Source organism: Bartonella sp. ML70XJBT (genome assembly GCF_028618425.1).
Classification (GTDB): Bacteria; Pseudomonadota; Alphaproteobacteria; order Rhizobiales; family Rhizobiaceae; genus Bartonella.
The window spans coordinates 19,057-39,759 of sequence record NZ_JAQISX010000012.1 but is presented as its reverse complement, the minus strand read 5'-3'; the positions used below and the strand labels follow the sequence as shown (position 1 = coordinate 39,759).

The window sequence follows — 20,703 nt, the reverse complement described above, 5'->3', positions numbered from 1 at the left end:
ATTCTTATTTCCCGTTAGATGCTTCGTCAGCGACAACATTTAACATTAGTTGGATTATAGAAATACAATCAAGGGCATTTTTAATTTTTAATTTTCGATATTTTGCGGTGCTAGACTTATTGAAATTATTTGACTGCATAGAGCCATAATATGATATCGTGTCATCAAGCATCATTTCTTTGGTAGCCCCACCGACAAAATAGACAACCAAATCTCGTTTCAAAAATAAATTATCATCGAAATACTGTTCATTTAAAAACTTAACTGTAGTCGCACTATAATCTATACCGCCTTTATTATTTTTAACGAACTGCCCGTTACTGTAATCAATACTAAAAAGAAAACGCAAATAGAAATCCCTATCCATTTCTATAGTTTTAACATGGTTAGTATAAGTCCCTAATATATCAAAATCTTTTATTATAGCCTCTGCTATTGGCTTAAATGGAAAAGAGGAGCGTATCTCTACTGTTTTTATGGCTTGATGTTCAATGTCTGACTGGTCTTTCCATCTTTTGATAATCTTTATATCAACTTGATTGATAGAATTATTTGACCTATCTATTTGTATAGAAACATTTTTACTTGTATTGTAGTGATTAAGCATAGTAAAGCATAATTGCTCAATGATAAGACCACACAAGCCTTTTAACTGAATTTCTCTTAAATTTCTTGTATCACCTGACGAATTGGCTGAATTAAAATTTATATTGCTTAAACGCTTTTTTGCAATCTCAACGATATTTTGAGTGTTTTGATTATCAGGTGTAAGCACTATACGCTGTATTCTAAATGGTAGATTGTTGAAATAATCACATCGGATCATGTGATTATTGTCAAACAGCATTTGCCCATCATTATAATCTATATATTCAATGTACATATTAGGCACTCTCATTATTCTGCTTGTATGAGGATTCGTGAGTACATTCGATTACCCTTAATGTAAGCACGGTCTAACTTACCATTCCAATCAGCAACAGCTAAATCACTTAATAATCCATTTTTGACATCTAAATCCATACCAATAATTTTAAATTGTTCAGGGTTGTGTTTGTCTAAAAAGCTAATAGGAACACCCATAATACCTTTATAATCGCTTGGTGTGGCGATAGTTACGGGGACCTCAATGGCGTTGTAATTATCGTATTTTTGATAAGCATTTTTCCCTTGAATTTTCTTATTAAATTTAAGATTTTCTGCCATTGTCATCAGTTGCAAGGGTTGATGTCGTCTGCCATGGTCGATATTTGTAAACCAACGAACGCCTTTTACACGAATATATTTATTCCCCTCGTCATCAATTCTAAATCCTGCTGCTTCAAGTGGGTAGCTTTCAGGTACTCTAAACTCTCTATCACCACTATTAATGGTCGCACCTAACCATGCTTCATTGTTTTTAATGAGTGAAAATATGTCTTTACAGGTAATGGCGTTCATATTTCCAATAATGGAAAATTGTTTATCCGCTTCCACTATCCATGCCAAAAATTCACGAAATAGCGAAAAGGGTGGATTGGTGATAATCATATCCGCTTCATCTCGCAAGGCTTTGATTTCATCTGTTTTAAAATCCCCTGTGCCATTAAGGTAATGCCATTGCAAATCCTTAATATCGACTTTGCCGTCATGGTTATTGTCTTTATCAAGGATGAATATTTTACCCTGTTTTACCGATTTATCTTTGTCATAATTCGGGCTTTGAGTTTCAAATAAAGACGGCTGATAATCAGCTTGTAAATCTTTACTGGTATGTGCGTAACTGGTGCTAATGAGTTTTTTCAAGCCAAATCGTTCAAAGTTTTGAGCGAAATACTTGGTAAAATTACTCCAATCGGGGTCGTCACATGGTAAAAAGACAATTTTACCTCGAAAAACGTTAGCGTCATAGTCAAGGTAGGATTGCATTTCCTTTTCAATATCGTTGTATTGCGTGTAAAACTCATCCTTTTTGGCACTTTTGGCTTTAGATAAGCCACTATTTTTACTTTCAAGATGTGCATCATTATTAAACATATTAAAATCTTCTCAATAAGACCAACTCAAAACTATCGTTTATAAAAAATGTTATTAAATCAAACGAATTTTATTGCACCCAATTGCAGTTAAAACCTGCAACATAAAGTCCGCCCCAAAAGCTCCGCGAGAAATCTTATTGCTAAGGTTTTGTGGGGTTTCCTCAATACCTAAGTCTTTTAACTTTTCTGCCACATCAGCATAGCTAAGGTTTCTAAGGACAATTTCCGCTTTAACAATGCCCTTGGCTTTATTTCGCCATTCATTGCTCTTTGAGTGTTTCATGTCGTATTTTCTCACTATTTAAAACATATAATCATTATAAACGATTATAAATCTATTGTCAAAATTTGTTATAAAGCGTATAATCATCTCAAACGATGATTAACAGGCTTAAATTATGACAAAACACCTCTTACTAACAGCCCATGCTCGTAGTGTGTCGTCACTAGGCATTGTTCGGTTAAGTGATGACAAGTGCCATGCTATGCTGTGTAAATTGCGTTGGGGTAGTACAGAAATCGTGGTTTGTCCGAAATGCCAAGTACAAAATAAAGCCTATTACATTACCAGTCGTAAACAATGATAATGTGAGCATTGCAAACATCGCTTTAGTGTAACATCAAGCATTTTCTTATACCTCACAAGTGGAGGGAGCTAGGGTAAAATACTTAAAGAAAATAAAAATGCCTCTCATGAATATTTTCAAATAGTCAGTTTTTTATAAACAGAGTTTTTATAAATGGGGGTTTTTATAAATATTGGGGATTAGTAATGTGTAGGGTGGTGTCTGATTGCTCTTTTTTTTAAAGTGTAAAGAAAGGGGATTTTAGGAAAGTTAATACTTTTTGCGTTGTTTACTTATGCAATTATTAAAAAAATATCTCTAAATATTTTTAAATTTTTTCGCGATGGTATCTTCCCGATGGGATTTGTGAAGAATGTAAAATATTTTTTATTATCAATATGTTATTTAAAAATGTACGTTGGTATGATCATTTTCTTATGTTAGCAAAGTTGTTGACTCACGCGTTTGTTAAAAATCTCTTTTCATGCCGGTAGAATTAATGTCGCTATAATGCCTGAAAATTCATTGTATAATAGCGTTTGTGAAGCGTGAAAATTCTCCATGAGACGTGAAAAATTATGCATAAAAGCTTCCCGTGTATTCAAAATAACGGGTGTTTTTGAAGATTGAACACGTCTCATGTTTCGTGGTTTACTTTAGAGTTGAATATTTGACTTTTGTGTAAAAATACTTGCCAAAGCATCCATGATACGTGAAAAATCAAGCGCTAATAGAAAAATGATGAATATAACCCACTTCGTATAGCGTGACATCACTTTTATACTTTTATAAGTCATGATGATTTCTTGGAGAATTTCTTTTTCCTTTTCTGTAAGTTCTGTTTGTTTTCTAGCCATGTTGCCACCCACACAAGCCTTCCCCTTGTTTGTTATGCTTTAAAATATCTCTGGCGAGATTTGAACTGATGTTCGTAAGATCTTTTTTGTCTAAATAAATGGGCATCCAACCAATGCAGGCTGAAGGCTCATTGATTGTTTTTATCGCGCAACCAGTTGTTAAGAGCAGCGCGCACATCAGCATCACTTTTTTGATTAATTTCATTTTCCACCTCGAGCCGTGTTGTTGATGACTTTAGCATTTTTTCTGTTTGCTTTTGCTGTTCAATCTTTTTTCCAAGCCTAAAAGCTTTTGTTAAAGCGATAAAAAAAGCGCTCAGAGCCGCTCCTGTAATCATTAGATTTTTTTTCATCCAGCCCATCATAAGCGTTGCTCCCGAAAGCGTTTTGCGACAAAGAAAATGCCAAAACAGGCGGCTAAAACCATGATGGTTGCCAAAGCCCATTGCACTGGACCATTGCCTGCCAATAAGCCTCCAAGTCCAGAAAAAGAACCAATAATGGGTGTTAGCGCTTCTGCTTTAAAAAAACCCATGGGTTCTTTTGTTTCAACAGTTTGATAATTGGGAGAAACATAAGCTCCTTTTGCCCATAAGCCCGCCTCTGCTGCACGACGATGCACAAGACCGTGAAGACGTTTTCCACCTGCTTTCGTCCATTTTTGTAATTCAGCAGGGACGGCTTCATATTCGTTGTTATTGAGTTTTTTAAGCAGGGTTGATTTGCAAAAAGCCACTATTCCTACATTATAGCAAAACGATACGAGTGCAGCGAATTGTTCATCTGTTAAGGAAACCGTCACATTTTTTGCAACAGCATTTTCAAATTGTCTTAAATCTCGAGAAAGAATTTCTTCGGCTTGTTTTTCCGTGATGATCATACCCTTGTGAACAAATGGTTTGCCAGCCGTACTGGTATGGCCATAGCCAATTGTCCATACCCCAATGGTATCTTTATAGGCTTCTAAACGCAACCCTTCCCATTGTTTAATGAGTGCAAGCCCTTCTGACGATATTTTTCTCATTTGCTTCTCCATAAAATAAAGCCTCACATTCATGTGAGGCTGGTTGACAGATTAAAAATGAATTTTTTCACGCTTCAAGAATAGAAAAGGCGTAAAATTTTGATGAAATCAAAAGGTTGGTCATGACATTTCTAGGGGATATTTCCAGTGGACCTTCCAAAAGGGATAAAAGGGGATATTCCAAAGGGGATATTCCAAGGGGGGAATACTTGGTTGGGGGCGATGTAGGCTCATCGCTGTGTGCAAGGGGCATAGGGTTGAGTGTAGAGAGAGCTTGTATGGAACGCTAGAAGCTATTGCTCGTGCGGTAGGGTTGGTATTGATAACATGGGGCATGTGGAGAGTGTTGAGGGAGAGGGGCCGGTGTGGTGGTGATGCGGGTTAGGGGCTCAAACTTTTTGAGGGATATGGCGGGTCATATTTTGCTCTTTTGAGAAAAGGATAGTGGTGCAAAAGAGTAAGGTGTTTTGTGAAGGAGAAGAGGGGGTGTTTTTCTTTGGTTGATGGTGAGGATTGGTTTTGAGATTTCCTCTGTGGGCTGGTTTTTTTAAGGGTGTCTTGTTGGTGGGAGCTGTTGATTGAGCTACGATAAGCGTACTCCGTTGCGGTTATTTGATCCGATGGCATGAAAGTGCTTGAGAGGAAGTGATATTCTTAGAAAAATAAGCGTGGGTATAGGCTTTGATTGAAGACGAAAGCATTCAATATTTTACTCGTTTAGCGTTTTGTCTATCGACATCAAGGATTATTGCGAACAAGAGCTTTGGGGAGAATAAGAGCTTTGGAATTTTTATACAGTTTTAAAAGAGGCTGGTTTTGAGAGAAAATTTGATAGGATAACAGCCTTTTGCTTTTAACAGACAAGTTGTTTGCTATTTTTGCTTTATGAATGAATGGAAAAGCCGCTTTTCTTATTGCAATCTTAGCCATAAAAAAGCAGTGTTTTGTACTTGATGAAGAGGGAATAGGGGAAAAGACTTAAAATTACATCATCAAAGATTTGTATTCCGTAATCCTTTTTTTGTGGGGGGAAACAGACATGGTTTTTTCCCCTTTTTCCGTTAAGTTTTTTTCAAACCTCTCAGTTAGAGTTTCCCCTTTTTTGTTGACTTTTTCATGGGCGGCTTCTGGATTGGTTTTGAGATAGTGTTCAAGACGTCTTTTTCCTTGCGCATGTTTATAAAAAGTGGTTGGAAGATAGGAATCTAACTTTTCAGCGGGTAAAGGTGTCTTGGGTTCACATAATACACCCTTAACATTATCCTTGTGCATTCTTGTTAATTTATCAGATTCAAGATGAAGCTTTTTGGCAAGGTTTAAACTGAACATCCCGCATTCAGCAGCGCTTCGCTGAATATCCATTTCGGCCATGGCAAAAGAATAAGGAGAGAGTGGAAGACTTGCAAGGGTTTGATTTATTTTTATTCCTAGTTTCCAAGCACTGATATTATTGAATGTTGTAGGTTCAAACATGATCAAAGATATTTTATCATCAATAATTTTATAATCCATCGCCGCAAAATGGATTCTGCTTCCCATATTGACGATAAATTGGGAAGATTTTGCGCCACTTTCAATTGTTTCTTTGAGTGCGTGGGTAAGTTTTTCAGCTGTAAGAGCTAATTTCAGATTCATCCCTGGATATTTCCTGTTGGCTTTTTCGACGAGAGCCGGCATCAGTCTAATATCGGTATCTTCATAATTAGCAAAAATCCAATGGCCTGTGATGAGATCATCTTCTAAGTCTGCAATAATTGCTTTTAATTCTTCAGAGCTAGGGGGTACATTTTCTTCTTCTAGGGCGTTTTTTTGTAAACGGGCAATAAGGCTTTCTAAGGATTCATCGGGGCTTGGATCTTCTCGTGCATGTCTGCTCTCTTGCGCACTTGCCCCTTCTTGTGTGGGGAATGAATGAGGAGGAGATGAATCTTGTGGTTTCATATGATTAATCTTATCTCTTGATAATTGATCGGCAATATTATTTTCTTACATTCTGACCAAATGATGTTTTGAAAAAAAAGCACTTGTCTCTTGAAGATTAAAAGAAAAAATCATTTTTGTGATCTTTTTATAAGAAAGTTTTTAAAGACAGAAGCTTTCTTCGTTTAAAAAAATCTGCGTGTTTTTTACAGCTATAAAATCTGTAAAAATTGGAGGAAATTTTCAGGTGTTTGCAACGCTATTTTTATATTTTAAGTTTTTTCTATTGCCGGGCTCATTTCCATGAAGAGAGGACAGCCTTTTTTCAACAGTTCCTTCGTGTGAAAAAATGATATCATCCAAAAGAGCCATTGAGCCAACAATGCCTATTTTTTCAACAAATATTCCCTGAAATATTCCCTGTGGACTTTTTCCGCAAAAAAGATCATTTTCATCCTCTGCGATCAAATTATCCTGCTATGCTCGTAAAACACTGTCCTTTGAGGGTGTCTGTTTCTTAAAGATCGGTTATGATATGTTTTTTAAAGCTGTGGGGGCTTTAGGCTGGTTTGTTGTGCTTTAAGCCCCCGCAAATCGGCTGAAAGGGGGAAGCGCTTTCTGTGGATCTCAAGTGTTCCTTGGTTTGAAAGGCTTTGTTTCTTTACAAAGCAATGTGGGTTTACCTTAATCCTTTGAGATGTAGGGCTTTGCAGTGTGGGGTGGCTTAAAATATACTGTGCATCAACAGAGATTACTGTGTTTAGCTTATTGCTGTTCGTGTTCTTGCTCAGCGTTTTTGTGATCTCTTGTATTGGTGGTTTTAGTTTTTTTTAAGGGGGCGGGTGCTTTATGGGAAGGGGTGTGGAGCCAGTTTGCTTTGAAGATCTCGAAAGACTGGTATGCGTGCGATAAAACAAAGGCAATTAAAAAGACAGAAATTAAAAAAGACAGAAGGTATTCCCAAACAGTCAATTTTTAACGCTTCAAACAGTTACCCCCCTAAACAGTAAAACTTTTTTACAACGCTAGGATATTGTTTCTATTTTATGTATTGCCCCTATTGTTGCAAAACATAAAGGTTTAATAGTGATTGATTTAACGGTGATTTAGTGATGAAATTTAGACACAAAAACCCCTTTACCGCGTCTGTCATTAAATACGATTTTTCATCTTCTGTCAACAAAAAACAATGATTTTTCCTTTTTTATCCTGGAAATAAAGCTATACGAAAAAAGCGCATTCATTAGGTGTATCTGGGGGGTGTATCTGGGGGGTGTATCTGGGGGGTGTATCCCGGGGGGCTGGAAAATATATTGCCTTATATGAGGAAGTTTTTTTGATACGGCTTTTTGATGGGGGAAAGAACATTCCTTTGAGAAAGAAAGGGAAAGGTGTATGAGGGGAGCGGCTTTTTACAACAGAGGTTTTTTTGAAGAGAGGGACATTGCTCGTAAAACACTGCCCTTTGAGAGCGTCTGTTTCTTAAAGATCAAATGTGATATGTTTTTTTTTAAGCTGTGGAGGGCTCTGGCTGGTTTGTTGTGCTTTAAGCTCGCAACTCCTATTGACAAGGGAAAGCCCTGTTGTTTTCACGTGCAATTGAGGTTTATTTTTTTAAACTGGCGTGGGGTTTTAGATGCTTTAGCTTTTGTGATGGGGGTTAGTGAATGCTCTTTTGGCTGGAACAGTCAAAATGTTTATAAAGGGCATCAAGAATAAGGCGTAGTGAGTCAACAAGCGTTGGTAGGGGCTGATCTTCACTCACAAGATATTGTAAGGCCGCATGAAAGTTGTGTTGACGATGCAGATTTTGTGCTTCTTTAATCGCTTCTTGCATCGCTTCATAGCGTTGCGTTGCTTTTTCAACCCATTGATTTTTTGCTTTCTCATCAGAGGCGTTATGCTTAAAGCCGTCATAATAGCCGTTTGGTAAACCTTTGGCACATAAATAGTCGTTTCTGGTTTGTAAATATTGTTGCGCCGTGTCGTATTGCTCTTGACTGATGCCGGATGAATCCCCTTTATAGCCAAGCAAACAAAGACGCCCAATATAGGTCCCCACAAGCGGATTTTTGGCTTCTTGTAAGCTTAAACCAAAGTGTTTTGCACGCATTTCAATGGCTGATTGGAGCGCTGATTGAGAGGCTGATTTTCGAAGACCTTTGGCACGTGAAATACGGCCATTGGGCTCTCTGAGTTTACCTGTTATTTTCGGTCTACCGCGTTTTTTACCTATTTTCATGAATTTACCATTTGAATGAAAAAGAAACTGTCTATTGCGGGGGACAGGGATTGTAAAAAGCACTTGAAGAAAATAATGGAGGAAGAAATATTGGGCGGCTATGAGCTATGGCAGCGCAAAGGAGACGGAAGTCTTTAAGTGTAAAAGTAACGTGGTGGGGTACAAAAAATCATCTTTAAGATATTTCCTATCATTTTTATTCCACCCCCATCATGCTTATCTTTTTAGCAGAGATCGCAGATGATTTGCTTTCTACAGATTTCTCAACGGCTCGAGAAAAAAGTGAAAAATTTTTCTCATATGTGAATGAAAAGTCATATGTGAGTGAAAAAATAAAATTCCACGAGGCTTTCTCCCTTAATTTTTCTCATACAGTCCTTATCTCATAAGGCTTTATTTCTTCTCATAAAATTATTGGGGGATTCTTTGGGCTGATTGGGCTTTTTTCTTGATGAGCACTTTGCGAAAACTTTTCAATTATCTCCTTATGATAAAGGCATTCATTTGCCCTTGGGGGTTTTGCTCTTGGGGGTTTTGCTCTTGGGCGGCGGCGGCGGAGAGGGATATAGAGGCTTTTATTTTTGAGCGCTGGACCAAAATGTCTGATCTTCCTCACGCTGTTTGAGCCCTTATTTTTTCATAGAGTCCTCTTATAAAGGTAGTCCTCTATAGAGGATTTTTGCCGGAGAGTGAAGGGGGAGAGAACGCTTGTAAAACAGACTTATTCATGCGCGTTATTATAACATAAGATGTCCTCTACTTTCAAATAAAATAATTATTTATCGGTTTAAAATAAATGCTCAAGAATCAAGCGATTGGGTTTGGTGATGTTCTTTTTATCTCCTTTATAGAAGCTATAAGTTTTCTTTTGCTGTTTTGAAGCTGGGCATAAGAAGGGGGTCCTGTCGTTTAAAGGGGGTGATGCCCTATCCAAAAAAACTGAAGATCGCCAGAGAAAAGCGATATTTAAGAGAAAAGCGATATTTAAGAGAAAAGCGATATTTAAGAGAAATGTGGTTTTTAAAAAGAAAAGGGGCGTTTATAAAACTTGGGGTATAAAGCTGGGAGCTTGTGAGAGACAAAACTTTTCTTGTTAATGTTAAAAGAAGGGCTTTTTAATTGAAGAAATTTGAAAGATGTTGTCGGGGCATTTGGGCTTATAAGCATTGAGAGAAAGTGTATTGTTGTCCCGTATTCAAGGCGTTTTTTAAAAGAAAGTAAAAAAGTTTAAAAGAAAGTATTAGCGCTTGCGTCATGATGAGAAGAGTGCTAGAGAGCTCCATCACGCTGTTTCGTGTGTTATCAAATATTGAAGCGTGAGTATTTTAGATATGGGGGTGATCCATATGATGAGAGATCAATCACAACAGAAACCTGCCCGTGAGGGGACAGCTTTTATCTCACAGTCCGTGTTAGAACAGTCAGCAGCTTTTAAAAAGGGCATGGTTCTCTCCACAAAAGATTATGTCATCATTTGTTGCTTGGCTATCCTCTTATTGGTGCTTTTTGTCACTTCTCTCTCTATGAAGCCTTGGGAATTTTTTGACATTTCTAAAGAACAGCTTCAAGCAATGGAGTCCCAAAGTTTTCAAGAAATGACTCAAAACTCTTTTAAAAATCCTATCATTGAAAATCTGCGTGATGCGGGGTGGAAGGGTGTTTGGGCTTTTTTATGTTTTATACCGTCAATAATTTTGAGTGCTCTTGTTATTTTTTTTCCACTCTTTTTTATTCTCCTCGCCATTTTTAAACGGGACGTGAAGGAAATGATGCAGCTGTGGGAAACAGTGTCAGAGCAGCAACCTTTAGATAACCAATCTCTCGACACAAGATTATAGGGGGAACATGTGAACGCTTCTTTCATCATTGGATGGTTGATTGGCGCAGGAACAACAATCTTTATTTGTGGTGCATGTTTCTTGGTACTCTTTTCTACCGCGAAGATCGTTTTGGCACTTTATTATTCTTTGATAAAACGGACAATCTTGTTATTGAAAAGGCGATGGAAATTAAACAAGAGTCCAGCGCAGAATTTGAGGCATGATCAGACAGAGAGAAGGGGACAGACAGCCCTTGCGACACAATTGAGTGCTCTTTCTTTTAAAGAATCTTTGGAACTTTCAAGAGAAGAGTCTCGAATACTTTTTTTGATCACTTTCGTTATGTTGGTGCTTTTCGTTGGTTTTATCGTTTTTGCAGCTTTTCTTCCAAAATCTGCGATTTTTTTACACAATCATACGTCTATACTGCTTTACGTTATTGACTTTGTCATGGGGCTGCTGTTTTGGGTCTGGTCGTATATTGTGGTGGCTTTGCCTATCATTTTAATTCTCTATAGTCTCCTTCAGTGTGGCGTGGAAAAAACAGTCAAGAAATTAGAAATATTTGCTTGAGCAGAGAATGGAAATAATGAATTTCATCTCAAGGCGATAGAGAAAAAAGGCGATAGAGAAAAAAGGGGAACGTTATGATAAAATATTTGGCTCTTTTAGGGGGCCTCATTGTTGTCATTTTAATATTTATGGTCCTTGTTAGGTTTCCTTACCGGTTGATCAAGAACATGAGGGTTTCCTTTAAACTTGCTCGAGAGTTGAAAAAGAATACGACGCAACAAAAGCAAGCCATACAACAATTGTGTAATGACTGCCAAGAAATGAAAAGACAGAATCTCACGCATAAGACCCTTGAGGAAAAAATGCGCTTGCTTAATTTCAAAGAATCTCTGCCTCTTTATGCAAAAGAATGTAAAATAATCTTTTCTATCCTTATTCTTATTTTTCTTCTAGAACTTACTGTCTCTACCACGAATTTCGTATGGTGGAAGAGTGATCGTGTTGCCTTTATCATGCTGATCTGGACCCCTATATGGGTAGGAACTCTGCTCGTTGTTCCCATCATTGGGGTCATGGGTATAAAATTAACCAGAAAATTAAGAGAAACGCTTCTAAAATTGGACGAAGCCATAGAACAGCGCGATCAGGCAATTCGTGTGCAGAATGCGCAAAGTGAAAAAGAGCAAGGGGGAACAAAATGACCAGTAGTCTTATAACATTAGCAGTCTGTTCTATTCTGTTATTTACGCTCTTAAATGCTTTAATATGGGTGCCCATTGTTGTCATTTATTATCTGTTTATCAAGCGTGCGCGGCTCTATTGTCGTGTGAAAAAAGAATTAAAATGTGTGCTCAATGAACGTGATAGCGCCTTACAACAGATCGCTCAAAAGTGAAAAAGTGAAAAACAGCAGCCTGTTTGATCAGAAAAAGCTTTCGCTTGTTTGGACCGACTATAAAAAAATATTCACTCTTTCGACCGTCATGGTGACACTTCCGACAATTATAATGGTTATCGTGAAGGTATGGAGAAGGAAGGACTTTTTTTCTATGAGTGTCTTAGAGCCATTGGTATGGGTATTTGCCGGTGCTTTTTTATTCTTACCCATTGTTTTTATAATGCTTTTTATCGTTACCCATCAGTTGAAGAAAATGATAGGGCAATTGGAAGAAGAGATTGAGCAGAAAAAAACACCGATGATCCTCTATCATGAACTCTCTCATAAAATCGAGGGGGAAAAGTGAAGAAAAAGAAGAAAATAAAGCATTCTACTCTTTTTTTAGCATCTTGGGGCTTTCGCGCTTTAAGGGGCGGTGGTAAGACCCTTTGAGCACAAAAGCTTTTATGAGCTTTTAATAGGAGGCTTTAAGACAAGCATAAAATCCATTTCCACCATGCTTTGGTGATGGTTTAAGGGTAGGCTTTGGTGATCGCTTGGTGGACTCCAAGCTGTTCTCAAGATAAAGCAATGCGCGGATGATTTTCTTGAACTGTTTTGCTTTTCTTGTAAAAAGTGCTTCTCTTGGAAAAAAATACCACTTAAGAACTTTAGAACCAGAGACTGAAAAAATCTGCAAGCGTGAAGGAGAAAGTGTACAATTCTACAATAGAGAGATGGCTTTTATAAAAAAGTGGGTTGAGGAGACAAAATAGGTCTTTAGACAACGAGGAAATAAGAGAAAAGAAAGATATATGATGCGCAGAGAAAATATGCCTTTGAAGCTAAAAGAAAAAATGCTTTCCTCCTATTGTTTTTATAAAAGATGAGAAAAGATAAGATAAAGACAAGTGTAATTGATCTCAAAGCCATTCATGGTGATGAATTGTATTCATTATCAGGAACAAAGTTTCGCTTTATGCAAATAGCTTAAAATTTTAGATAAATGAGGGTAAAAAATGAGACATAATGGGGGGAATTTAAGATCAGATAGGGGGAGAAATTCAAGATCAGATCAGGAATTATCAGATCAGGAATTGCGGTCTTTTTCTTTAGAAGAAATGTTGCTGACACGCAAAAATTATAAAATTATCTTTTGCTTTGCTTTTATTCTTGAGGCTTTTAAAGGGGTACTTGTACTGTTATTTAAGTGGGATTTGACAGATTGGTGGAATTATAGTCTTTTCATTCTCATATTAATATTGTTTGTTCTATCAGTGCTTCTTTTTTTATTGATCCCTGTTGCTTTTGTGGTCCGTGTTATTTTTACGCATTTGTTGAAAAAAAAGATTGCTCAGTTAGAGAAAGTCATTGGTCAAGCGGAGAAAAATTCCTTCTTAACAAAGGTAAGTGCGTGAAGAGGAGGGCAAAATGAATATACAAGTCTTTCTATCTTTTCATGCCTTCTAGGAGCACTTTTATGGGCGTGATGTTTGATCAAGGGAAAAAATGAGTGGTTGATCTCAAAGTGGTTGGGTTGATCGTACTAAATTGAATTCATTGTAAGGATAAAAGCGTCATTTCATGAAAATAGCTTTAAAATTTTAGACAAATTTTAGACAAATGAGGGATAAAAAATGAGGCAGCATGAAAAAAATGCAGCATTGGATGGAAAACCACGGTTTTTTTCGTTGGAAGAAGCGTTTTTGACACGCAAAAATTATAAAGTCATCTTTTGCATGACTTTCACTCTTTCAGCTTTGAGAACGGCTCTCTTCTTACCAGCATTGCTTGAGGTGAAGTTGACAGAGTGGGAAGGTAGTGTCGCGGCTATTCTCTTGTTTATCATGTTGTTTATATTAGATTTAGTTTTTTTATTGATCCCTGTTGCTTTTGTGGTCCGTGTTATTTTTACGCATTTGTTGAAAAAAAAGATTGCTCAGTTGGAGCAAGCAACCTACAAACGGATAGCGACATATCGGCAAACGAGTGCGTGAAGGGGAGAGCAAAATGAGAGATATCGTTGTCCTATTTTCATGGGGTATGGGCGTGACGCTTTTTACACTGATTTCTGCTGTGGTCATGATGTTTATTTGGGCATTGTATTATTCTGCTTTTAAGCGGGTGAGATTATATAGCCAAGTGAGGAAAGAATTAAGATATGTGCTTAAACAACCGGTCTCTTTTGAACCGCTGAGTGGAGAAATACCGATGATGAAGCCATCATTTGAGGAAAAAGAATACAAGGATTTTTCTCTTGCTGATGAGGAAATTCTCACGATGGAAAGTGCAACGGCGCTTTTAAAGAGTTTGGGGGGAAGGATAGAAATTGAAGGAAAAGGGGATCATTTGGCAACCTTCTTTTTACCAGATCGTGAAGTACAGTTTCTTTATAATGCTGAGAAGGGGTATCCGCAATTTGATTGTGCCATTGCGGTGGTTTCTGGTATCCATGCGGCGGCTTGCCAAACGATCGATCCTTATAATTCTGGAAGCTTGATTTCTCTCGAATTGAGTTTTGATCTGAAGGGATTGGAAATTTTTGAAGAAAAGATCAGTGCGGGGTGTTTACGCCATGCGCTTGAGAAAGCTTTAGAAAAGGCTATGGGCGAGGTTGATCTTGGCAACATGCTCCGTTCTCAATATCATATTCTTCCGTGGGAACACAAAGTTGTGGACCTTAAGTTTTCATCTTATTCGCTGCGTTATCTTGCGGCTCTCGCTTTGATAGGGGATGTTGAAACTTTAGACTCCTATCACAAAAGCTTTATGAAAGGTGAGAGACTGGGCTTTGAAACAAGCATTCAAGAAGAGCATCTGGAACGCGCGATAGCGATTGCTAAGGCGGTAGAAGAGACAAAACAGCCCAGTTATGATCTGCTTCAACAGACGGCAAAGAGTTTTTCTATGGAGGTGGAGAGTTATGACTATTTTAGAATCAAAGATCCAAATTTTTGCAATAGAAGACGCTCTGGTTACGAAAATTTGCTCGAGGAAAAAAGAGAAGAATTAAGGCAACAGGGATATACAGTATACGAAAAGGACACGATTTGTGAGGTTGATGGGAAAAAAGCGCGTCCCCATATTCTTTACATGAAGGATGGAGAAGTAGAATATATGGATGTAAAATTTAAGATTGATAAAAAAATTATTGAGAAGAATAAAGAATTTAGATAAATCACATAAAACTCAAATCTTAAAATAGCGTATAAGAATGAGAAAAACAGAGGGGATCAATGCAGGAGAAAAACGCAATATTGGGAGAGTCTTTCTTTTCATGCAAAAAATTTATGCTCTCTTTAGTGGCGGGCTGTAAGGGGGGGGAAAGGGATCAAATGATCGGGCGCTCCTTTTACACAATGTTTTACACAATGTTTTATACGGGCCTTATCATGATGGCTTTAGAAGTTCCTGCGGGTGCAAAAGCTCTGACAGAGCCAGAGCAGTGGACAAGATGGAAGGGAATCGGGTCTCTTATTTTTCTCTTACCGGTGTTGATTTGGTTTTGTCTTCTCACGCCTCTTCCAATCCTTTGGGGGATTCGTCGCGTTAAAGAGCGCAAATTGGAAAAAAATAAGGCAAAAGCTGAAAGAAGAAACAAAGCTGTCAAAGATCGATTGATGAGATGATCGCCATGAAGAGGGAGATTATTGTCCTTTTTATTTTTTTTCTGCCATTTGGTTGTTTTCTTCTCGAGGCTGTGACGGTCTTTGCTCTTTTTGTCATGATGATGATTATGGTGCCTTATTATTCTTTAATCAAGCGTTTGAGGCTCTATTTCAGAGTAAAAGAACAAAGACGTTTGATGAAAGAACAGCCGCAGCGTTTTTGTTTCTCTAAAAAAAGCCTTAAAGAGATCGTGCAGCAAAATTTAGCACCGAACACAGAAATAAGTTCTCATGCGTTTAAAAAATGGTTCTCTTTTTCCAATAAAGATTATGTTATCCACGCGTGCCTCTCTTTTATCGTTATGGTTTTCAAAGTTTATGTCTATGTGACTTTCTATACAGAGGTAAATTTTTTGAATGATGAGGAGAGATTTATCTCTATGATTATTTTCTTTTTTTACTTTGTTGTTTGCTCGGCATGTATTTTTGCAACGGTTCCTGTTATTATAATCCTTCGTGAAATTTTAACCTCTCGGCTAAAAAAGAAGATTCAGCAATTGGAAGAAGTGACTAAAGCCCCCCCAATCACTTAATTTATAAAGGGAAGAGGCAATTAATTTATAAAGGAGAGAGGTGAAAATGCATAATGAGATGGCGGCGGCTTATACGATCGCTTTTATGACTCTGCTGGGGGGGCTTTTGGATTTGTTCTTAATGGTCCCCATTGTGGCACTGTATATTTCTTTTATCAAACGTTTGATATCCTATTATAAGGTTACACGGCAATTAAATGCAGCGCTAAAAAAGCGCGTGTAGTTCTCAATGACGTAGAGGAATCCTTTTAGATCGTGCCCTTGCTTCATGGTCTTGAGGGGGGGATGATGCACACCGTTGTTTCTTTCATTTTACATTTGCTTTTGCTTTTGTGTGAAGGGGGCTGATACCAATCAATTGGCTAATAGGTTTGAGATGGTATTGGCTTTCTACGGTTTTCTGTGAATGAGTACAATCGTAAAAACGTGGAACTGTAAGCATAAGGGGCTTTTATCAAGAGTATGAGGAATTGGGGATGATTGGGTGAAGAGGGCGTGAATGGAGGTGTAGGGGTAAATGGAGGTGTTGGAAAAGTACAGGGGAAAGGTTGAAATGGTACGGGGAAATTAGGGAAAGTTTTGTTTGGAGAATGGGGGAAAGGTGGAATTGCTGGGGATTTGAGGGCTGGGAAAGCCGTTATGTGGAGCATGAGGTTTGGGGAAGATATGAGAAAAGCATGGGGAAAGAGCGTGGAAGTGTGGGGAAAGATTCTCTCTTCATTTATTGAAAGGTTTGGCTTTTAAAGGGATCGTCTTTATTGTCTGCTCAAGATTACCATAGAGACGTGTTTATTCTCAATGCTGATGATTTTGAGAGAGTGTCGTTTAAGAAAAAGTTCGCAGCACAAAGTTTGGAGGGCGCTTGCTTGTTCAAGAAAAGCAAAAGGAGGGATTGAATTACAAGTTTTGTTTCTTCAGATGATTTTTTATGACATCGAGGATCTGTTGACTTATCTCCTGATGGGTCAGCCAGCGTGAACCTTTTGATGTTTTCTTTTGTCCTAATTGAATAGAGATGAAATCAACCTTATTTTTGCGTGCGCACTCAGTGATCATTTGATCATGAAGGTTGGAACCAAAAATATGAAGAATACACGGTGGTTTAGGCAAAAGCGCTAACTGTTCAATTAACGCGCAAGAAAAGGCAAAGGCGGATGAATGAATCCATAATATGCAATATTTTAAACCATGCCATTGCTTCACGGCTTCTAAAAATTGTGTCCGTGATGGCGCACAATCATAATCCAACGGGATACACAACTGCTGTTTTTGTAATGCCTCAAGCTGAACTTTGGGGGAAAGAAAGCGTGCGGCGATAATGGCTTCTTTTGGCTTAAGAGATTGACAAAAAGGAGAGAGCATTCCTGTGCCCCCTACGATTAAATAACGATATTGCGTATCCTTTTTTTGCATGTCTCCCCCTTTTGCTTTAAATGCGTTGCTTTAAAAATGTACACATTTCACCAGAAAGTCGTTTACAACGTGTTTGTATCTCTGTGTTTGTATCTCTTTCCTTATAAACTTGCCAAGGAAAACCTTTACCCTCTAAGGAAAAATCTTCGTTTAAAAGAGGTTATTTGTCATCGCGCGTCATCCATAAAGTGGACGCACTGACCTGCCATTAATGTGCAGATGGTGGTGCGCATTTGGGGGGGGCACTCTCATGAGAGATAAGCACAACGGGTTTATTTCAAAAGGCATTATAAGCGCAAGAATCAAGCGTATTTTTTTAAACACACAACTATGAGCCTTTAAAAAAGGGCATTTGAGATCCCTCGCACCACTGCAATGGTTTTTACAAACGAGCCGACCACAGCACTTGAATGAGCCTCACTTTGATGATGATTGGGATCGACATTCAGGCAAGAGGGGGTGCTTTGTCAATCAATCCAATGAAGTGGGGTCCTCTGTTTTACAAAGCGATCCGCTAAACTGGTTCGTTGTTATTCATGAGAGGTGATGCGCAGACCACAAAATATTGCTCTCTTCAAGAGGATTTTTTCCCTGAAAGGTCTCACAGCAAGGCTTAAGGTTTATCAGTAAGAATGCTCAATATCCCTTATGCTGTCATAAAGAGCAATTGTGATTGTATTCCATGGTCATGGAATCAATAAACCAAGTATTGTTGAAAAAACATTCCTTAAAATGTGGAAGAGAACGTTCGCACTTTCATTTATGCTAAAACATTCTATCTCAAAAATAGCTGCGATCTCAATGGCTATTGATGAATATATTTTTCATTATTGGTTTGTAAGCCCCCCCAATGAAAAGTAGAAAAGCTCTCCTTTGAGCGATTATTGATCCTTCGTTGAATGAGCGTGCATTAAGATTTTTCATGGTCCATTTTTTTAGGTTGAATTTTTTAGATTGCATCAATCACTTTCTTGAAAATCATGAAACTGGGTTAGAGGGAAATGATTGAGAAAAAATGCTTTTTATGAACCTTCTCAAAGAGGCTGGTGTTGTGGGGGTGTGCGGGGATGGTATGGTGGTGGATAGGGGACTGTGGGGCGGCTGGTGTTGCTTGTGGGCGTGTGGTGGGGGGCCGCAGGGGGGGCTGGTAAGGGCGGTGCGGGGATGGCTGTTCGTGATGGGGTGGATAGGCGGTTGTGGAGGCTGGTGAGGGTTGTTCGTAAGCGGGGGTGATGGAATGAGGTGCTGTATTTTTATAGATTTATCAGAGTGTTATTGCGATACCATTCGTGGGGAGCTATGAAATGGGGGTGATAAGCCTTGGTTTGGCAGTGTTCAGGCGCGTGCTTCTTTATAACAAAACCGTGAAGAGGCGGTCTTTAATGGTTGGCATTATCAAGATTGAGGATATCTTGCTCTCTTTAAGGATTTCTATTGGGTGAGAATGCGTTTTACTTAAGAGATGGTTTGTGTCAAGAAAGAAAAAAGAGTTTTGCCAATAAGGGAATTTTGTAAATAAGGGACGAGCAAATGAAGGGAAAAAATTCAATAGGGGGTAAAGGACCGCGCTCTTTTGCTGTTGAAGAGTCCTTTCTTTCCTATAAAGAGCATAGTATCATTTTTCTTATTTCTGTGATCGTTGCGCTGTGTGGGTGGTTTTTTTTGATATTCTTAGAATTCAAAAAGCCGTTGACTATTGCTCAAGAGAACACGCGTTTTGCCTTCTTTGTGCTGCGTGAAGTCATCATGGTCTGTGTGTTTGCTTTGATGCCTGTTTTCTTGGTGCTTTATCTCATCTTAACGCATTTGTTGAAGAAAAAGATTCAGCAGTTGAATGAAATACTTTTGCAACGGGGGCAAACAACCAATCAACAAAATCATCCCGCAAAAATCGATAGAGAAAATATAAGCCGTTTTTTTATCGCATTCCTTTGTTTTATCATTTTGCTTGAAGTGTCTTTTACGGCAGGCGTTGTCATGCTGATTTTGGAATTTTATTCTTTTTTCTTTAAGCGCGTGAGATTGTATTGTAACGTGAAACACGAATTAAAACATGTCAAGAGCCAAGGGCTCTCACCATTATCGTGAGGGGGAAGAAGCCATGTTCAGCCATTCTCGTGATACAACGCGTGACACAAGAAGAGGAGAGGGGTGAAGAATCATCAGAGAGGGTGATGATGCCCATGTTGTTTGTGAGGAGGAAAATGCTTTTAACGTCATTTGGAGGGTAAGAGCGTTTTTAAAAAAAGAGCGTTTTTTTAAATCTCTGGGAGATTGATTCGAAAATAAGAAAAGAGCCATGGAGAGGAGAACCATGTATCGCACTTTTCATAGGGCGTGAAAAAGGGGGGGGCTTAAAAGAGGGGGTGTGAAAAAGAAATGCGCTTGTATAATAAAGGGAAGAGCAAATGAAGGGGAAAAAATCAGTATTTTATAACGAACTGCTCAATTTTTTTGAGAAAGAGTATTCTTCTGTGCGAGAGTATTTTGTCATGTGTCTCCTCTCACTCATGATTGAGCTTTAGAAACAGAATCTTCTTTCTACCCTTGTTGGAGTCCCAAGAGCCATTGACAGGGGGGCAGGCTAGTTCTCTTTTTCACGCTGTATGTGCGCTCTGGACAGTTATTGGTGTGGGTGTTGTGGTTTTGATCCCCGTTATGGTGATCCTCTACATCATATTGTGGTGTTTGTTGCTTAAAAAGGCGCGCATATTGAACAAAATAAATGAGCAACGGGGGAAAATAACCCCTCAGCAAAAACAGCGCGATAAAAAGGGTGTGAGCGTAAAAATGGACGAGCTTCTTGTGACAATATTGGGTCTTGTACTTATATTCGTGACAGTTTGGTTTGCAATTGTTCCCATGATGATTTTGCAACTTTATTATGGTGTCTTTAAGTTGGCGAGAAGATATGGTTTTTTAAAAAAAGAACTAAAAAGCCTGTTGAAAGAACAAGATACAGCCTTTGAAAAATCATGAGCGAAGGAAATTTTTTTGAGAAAATGCTGAGAAATTGAAGATTGATGGGGGGTGCTCTCGATAACATTTTGCCTTTGAAGTTTTGGGGCTTAAGGGGCGGCCATACAACATTGCTCTAAAGGAATGGGGAGGGTGAATGGCATTTTTTGGGAAAAAAGCGCAAATTGTCGACGGTCATTAGAGTAAGGGCTGTGTGGGAGTAAGGGCTGTGTGGGATTAAAGACCGCGTGGGGTGAGAGGTGTGTGTGGAGCTTAGAATGGAAGCTTTGGGCT

The 20,703-nt window shown here is 38.4% G+C and carries 26 protein-coding genes; 15 read left to right on the top strand and 11 right to left on the bottom strand.

The features are described from left to right. Positions 1–4: 4 nt before the first annotated feature. From PVV65_RS05870 to PVV65_RS05860, 3 genes are read right to left on the bottom strand one after another with little or no spacing between them, the layout of a single operon-like run. On the bottom strand, positions 5–898 hold the full coding sequence (locus PVV65_RS05870; protein ID WP_273789544.1) for a hypothetical protein: 894 nt from the start codon (positions 896–898) through the stop codon (positions 5–7). Next, entirely contained in the window at positions 898–2,016 is a 1,119-nt protein-coding gene (locus PVV65_RS05865) for an adenine-specific methyltransferase EcoRI family protein (protein WP_273755572.1), read from the bottom strand. The genes PVV65_RS05870 and PVV65_RS05865 overlap by 1 nt, the downstream gene beginning before the upstream one ends. A gap of 54 nt (positions 2,017–2,070) precedes the next feature. After that, positions 2,071–2,301 carry a DUF6471 domain-containing protein gene (locus tag PVV65_RS05860; RefSeq protein ID WP_273755571.1) on the bottom strand — a complete coding sequence of 77 codons (231 nt, stop codon included), beginning with the start codon at positions 2,299–2,301 and terminating at the stop codon, positions 2,071–2,073. 115 nt (positions 2,302–2,416) lie between these two features. Here PVV65_RS05860 and PVV65_RS05855 point away from each other — a divergent pair, with 115 nt between their 5' ends. Continuing rightward, positions 2,417–2,602, top strand: a complete 186-nt coding sequence (locus PVV65_RS05855) for a transposase (RefSeq protein WP_273755570.1) — start codon at positions 2,417–2,419, stop codon at positions 2,600–2,602. 638 nt (positions 2,603–3,240) lie between these two features. Here the strand turns inward: PVV65_RS05855 and PVV65_RS05850 are convergent. The 6 genes from PVV65_RS05850 to PVV65_RS05820 all read right to left on the bottom strand — a co-directional run bounded on the left by PVV65_RS05850 (position 3,241) and on the right by PVV65_RS05820 (position 8,627). Then, the gene (locus tag PVV65_RS05850; protein WP_273755569.1) at positions 3,241–3,441 is read right to left on the bottom strand and encodes a hypothetical protein; all 201 of its coding nucleotides are present in this window, start codon (positions 3,439–3,441) and stop codon (positions 3,241–3,243) included. 128 nt (positions 3,442–3,569) lie between these two features. Continuing rightward, positions 3,570–3,806, bottom strand: a complete 237-nt coding sequence (locus tag PVV65_RS05840) for a hypothetical protein (protein WP_273755567.1) — start codon at positions 3,804–3,806, stop codon at positions 3,570–3,572. Then, the gene (locus PVV65_RS05835) at positions 3,803–4,465 is read right to left on the bottom strand and encodes a lysozyme (protein ID WP_273755566.1); all 663 of its coding nucleotides are present in this window, start codon (positions 4,463–4,465) and stop codon (positions 3,803–3,805) included. Before PVV65_RS05835 ends, PVV65_RS05840 begins: the two co-directional genes overlap by 4 nt. A 984-nt stretch (positions 4,466–5,449) precedes the next feature. After that, on the bottom strand, positions 5,450–6,406 hold the full coding sequence (locus PVV65_RS05830; RefSeq protein WP_273789542.1) for a YopJ/AvrA family T3SS effector serine/threonine acetyltransferase: 957 nt from the start codon (positions 6,404–6,406) through the stop codon (positions 5,450–5,452). A gap of 222 nt (positions 6,407–6,628) precedes the next feature. Then, a complete protein-coding gene (locus PVV65_RS05825; RefSeq protein ID WP_273789541.1) occupies positions 6,629–6,853 on the bottom strand; it encodes a hypothetical protein in 225 nt (74 codons plus the stop codon). Positions 6,854–8,045: 1,192 nt separating this feature from the next. Then, on the bottom strand, positions 8,046–8,627 hold the full coding sequence (locus PVV65_RS05820) for a hypothetical protein (RefSeq protein ID WP_273789540.1): 582 nt from the start codon (positions 8,625–8,627) through the stop codon (positions 8,046–8,048). Between the two features lie 1,346 nt (positions 8,628–9,973). On the opposite strand from PVV65_RS05820, the gene PVV65_RS05815 reads away from it, so the two are divergent. From PVV65_RS05815 to PVV65_RS05765, 11 genes are all read left to right on the top strand, one after another. Beyond that, complete coding sequence (locus tag PVV65_RS05815) at positions 9,974–10,465, top strand: hypothetical protein (RefSeq protein ID WP_273789539.1); 492 nt, start codon at positions 9,974–9,976, stop codon at positions 10,463–10,465. Between the two features lie 9 nt (positions 10,466–10,474). Beyond that, positions 10,475–11,020, top strand: coding sequence for a hypothetical protein (locus PVV65_RS05810; RefSeq protein WP_273789538.1), 546 nt, complete (start codon positions 10,475–10,477; stop codon positions 11,018–11,020). 74 nt (positions 11,021–11,094) lie between these two features. Then, positions 11,095–11,661: a hypothetical protein gene (locus PVV65_RS05805; protein ID WP_273789537.1), complete on the top strand. Its 567-nt coding sequence runs from the start codon at positions 11,095–11,097 to the stop codon at positions 11,659–11,661. Continuing rightward, complete coding sequence (locus PVV65_RS05800) at positions 11,658–11,855, top strand: hypothetical protein (protein ID WP_273755558.1); 198 nt, start codon at positions 11,658–11,660, stop codon at positions 11,853–11,855. The genes PVV65_RS05805 and PVV65_RS05800 overlap by 4 nt, the downstream gene beginning before the upstream one ends. 4 nt (positions 11,856–11,859) lie before the next feature. Further along, the gene (locus tag PVV65_RS05795) at positions 11,860–12,204 is read left to right on the top strand and encodes a hypothetical protein (protein ID WP_273789536.1); all 345 of its coding nucleotides are present in this window, start codon (positions 11,860–11,862) and stop codon (positions 12,202–12,204) included. 652 nt (positions 12,205–12,856) lie between these two features. Next, positions 12,857–13,255, top strand: a complete 399-nt coding sequence (locus PVV65_RS05790; RefSeq protein WP_273789535.1) for a hypothetical protein — start codon at positions 12,857–12,859, stop codon at positions 13,253–13,255. Between the two features lie 219 nt (positions 13,256–13,474). After that, complete coding sequence (locus tag PVV65_RS05785; RefSeq protein WP_273789534.1) at positions 13,475–13,834, top strand: hypothetical protein; 360 nt, start codon at positions 13,475–13,477, stop codon at positions 13,832–13,834. Positions 13,835–13,847: 13 nt separating this feature from the next. Beyond that, entirely contained in the window at positions 13,848–15,014 is a 1,167-nt protein-coding gene (locus PVV65_RS05780; protein WP_273789533.1) for a DUF6990 domain-containing protein, read from the top strand. Between the two features lie 158 nt (positions 15,015–15,172). Beyond that, entirely contained in the window at positions 15,173–15,466 is a 294-nt protein-coding gene (locus PVV65_RS05775; protein ID WP_273789532.1) for a hypothetical protein, read from the top strand. Positions 15,467–15,471: 5 nt separating this feature from the next. After that, positions 15,472–16,038 (top strand): hypothetical protein, encoded by a 567-nt coding sequence (locus PVV65_RS05770; protein ID WP_273789531.1) that lies wholly within the window; start codon positions 15,472–15,474, stop codon positions 16,036–16,038. 46 nt (positions 16,039–16,084) lie between these two features. Then, positions 16,085–16,261 carry a hypothetical protein gene (locus PVV65_RS05765; protein ID WP_273789530.1) on the top strand — a complete coding sequence of 59 codons (177 nt, stop codon included), beginning with the start codon at positions 16,085–16,087 and terminating at the stop codon, positions 16,259–16,261. Positions 16,262–16,345: 84 nt separating this feature from the next. Here PVV65_RS05765 and PVV65_RS05760 read toward each other — a convergent pair whose 3' ends face one another. Both PVV65_RS05760 and PVV65_RS05755 read right to left on the bottom strand, forming a co-directional pair. Next, complete coding sequence (locus PVV65_RS05760; protein WP_273789529.1) at positions 16,346–16,480, bottom strand: hypothetical protein; 135 nt, start codon at positions 16,478–16,480, stop codon at positions 16,346–16,348. Between the two features lie 455 nt (positions 16,481–16,935). Beyond that, on the bottom strand, positions 16,936–17,451 hold the full coding sequence (locus tag PVV65_RS05755) for a short-chain dehydrogenase (RefSeq protein ID WP_273789528.1): 516 nt from the start codon (positions 17,449–17,451) through the stop codon (positions 16,936–16,938). Positions 17,452–18,543: 1,092 nt separating this feature from the next. Here PVV65_RS05755 and PVV65_RS05750 point away from each other — a divergent pair. The 3 genes from PVV65_RS05750 to PVV65_RS05740 all read left to right on the top strand — a co-directional run bounded on the left by PVV65_RS05750 (position 18,544) and on the right by PVV65_RS05740 (position 20,430). Continuing rightward, positions 18,544–18,684 carry a hypothetical protein gene (locus tag PVV65_RS05750; RefSeq protein ID WP_273789527.1) on the top strand — a complete coding sequence of 47 codons (141 nt, stop codon included), beginning with the start codon at positions 18,544–18,546 and terminating at the stop codon, positions 18,682–18,684. A gap of 297 nt (positions 18,685–18,981) precedes the next feature. Then, positions 18,982–19,539 carry a hypothetical protein gene (locus tag PVV65_RS05745; protein WP_273789526.1) on the top strand — a complete coding sequence of 186 codons (558 nt, stop codon included), beginning with the start codon at positions 18,982–18,984 and terminating at the stop codon, positions 19,537–19,539. Between the two features lie 480 nt (positions 19,540–20,019). After that, the gene (locus PVV65_RS05740) at positions 20,020–20,430 is read left to right on the top strand and encodes a hypothetical protein (RefSeq protein ID WP_273789525.1); all 411 of its coding nucleotides are present in this window, start codon (positions 20,020–20,022) and stop codon (positions 20,428–20,430) included. The last annotated feature ends 273 nt before the right edge of the window (positions 20,431–20,703 follow it).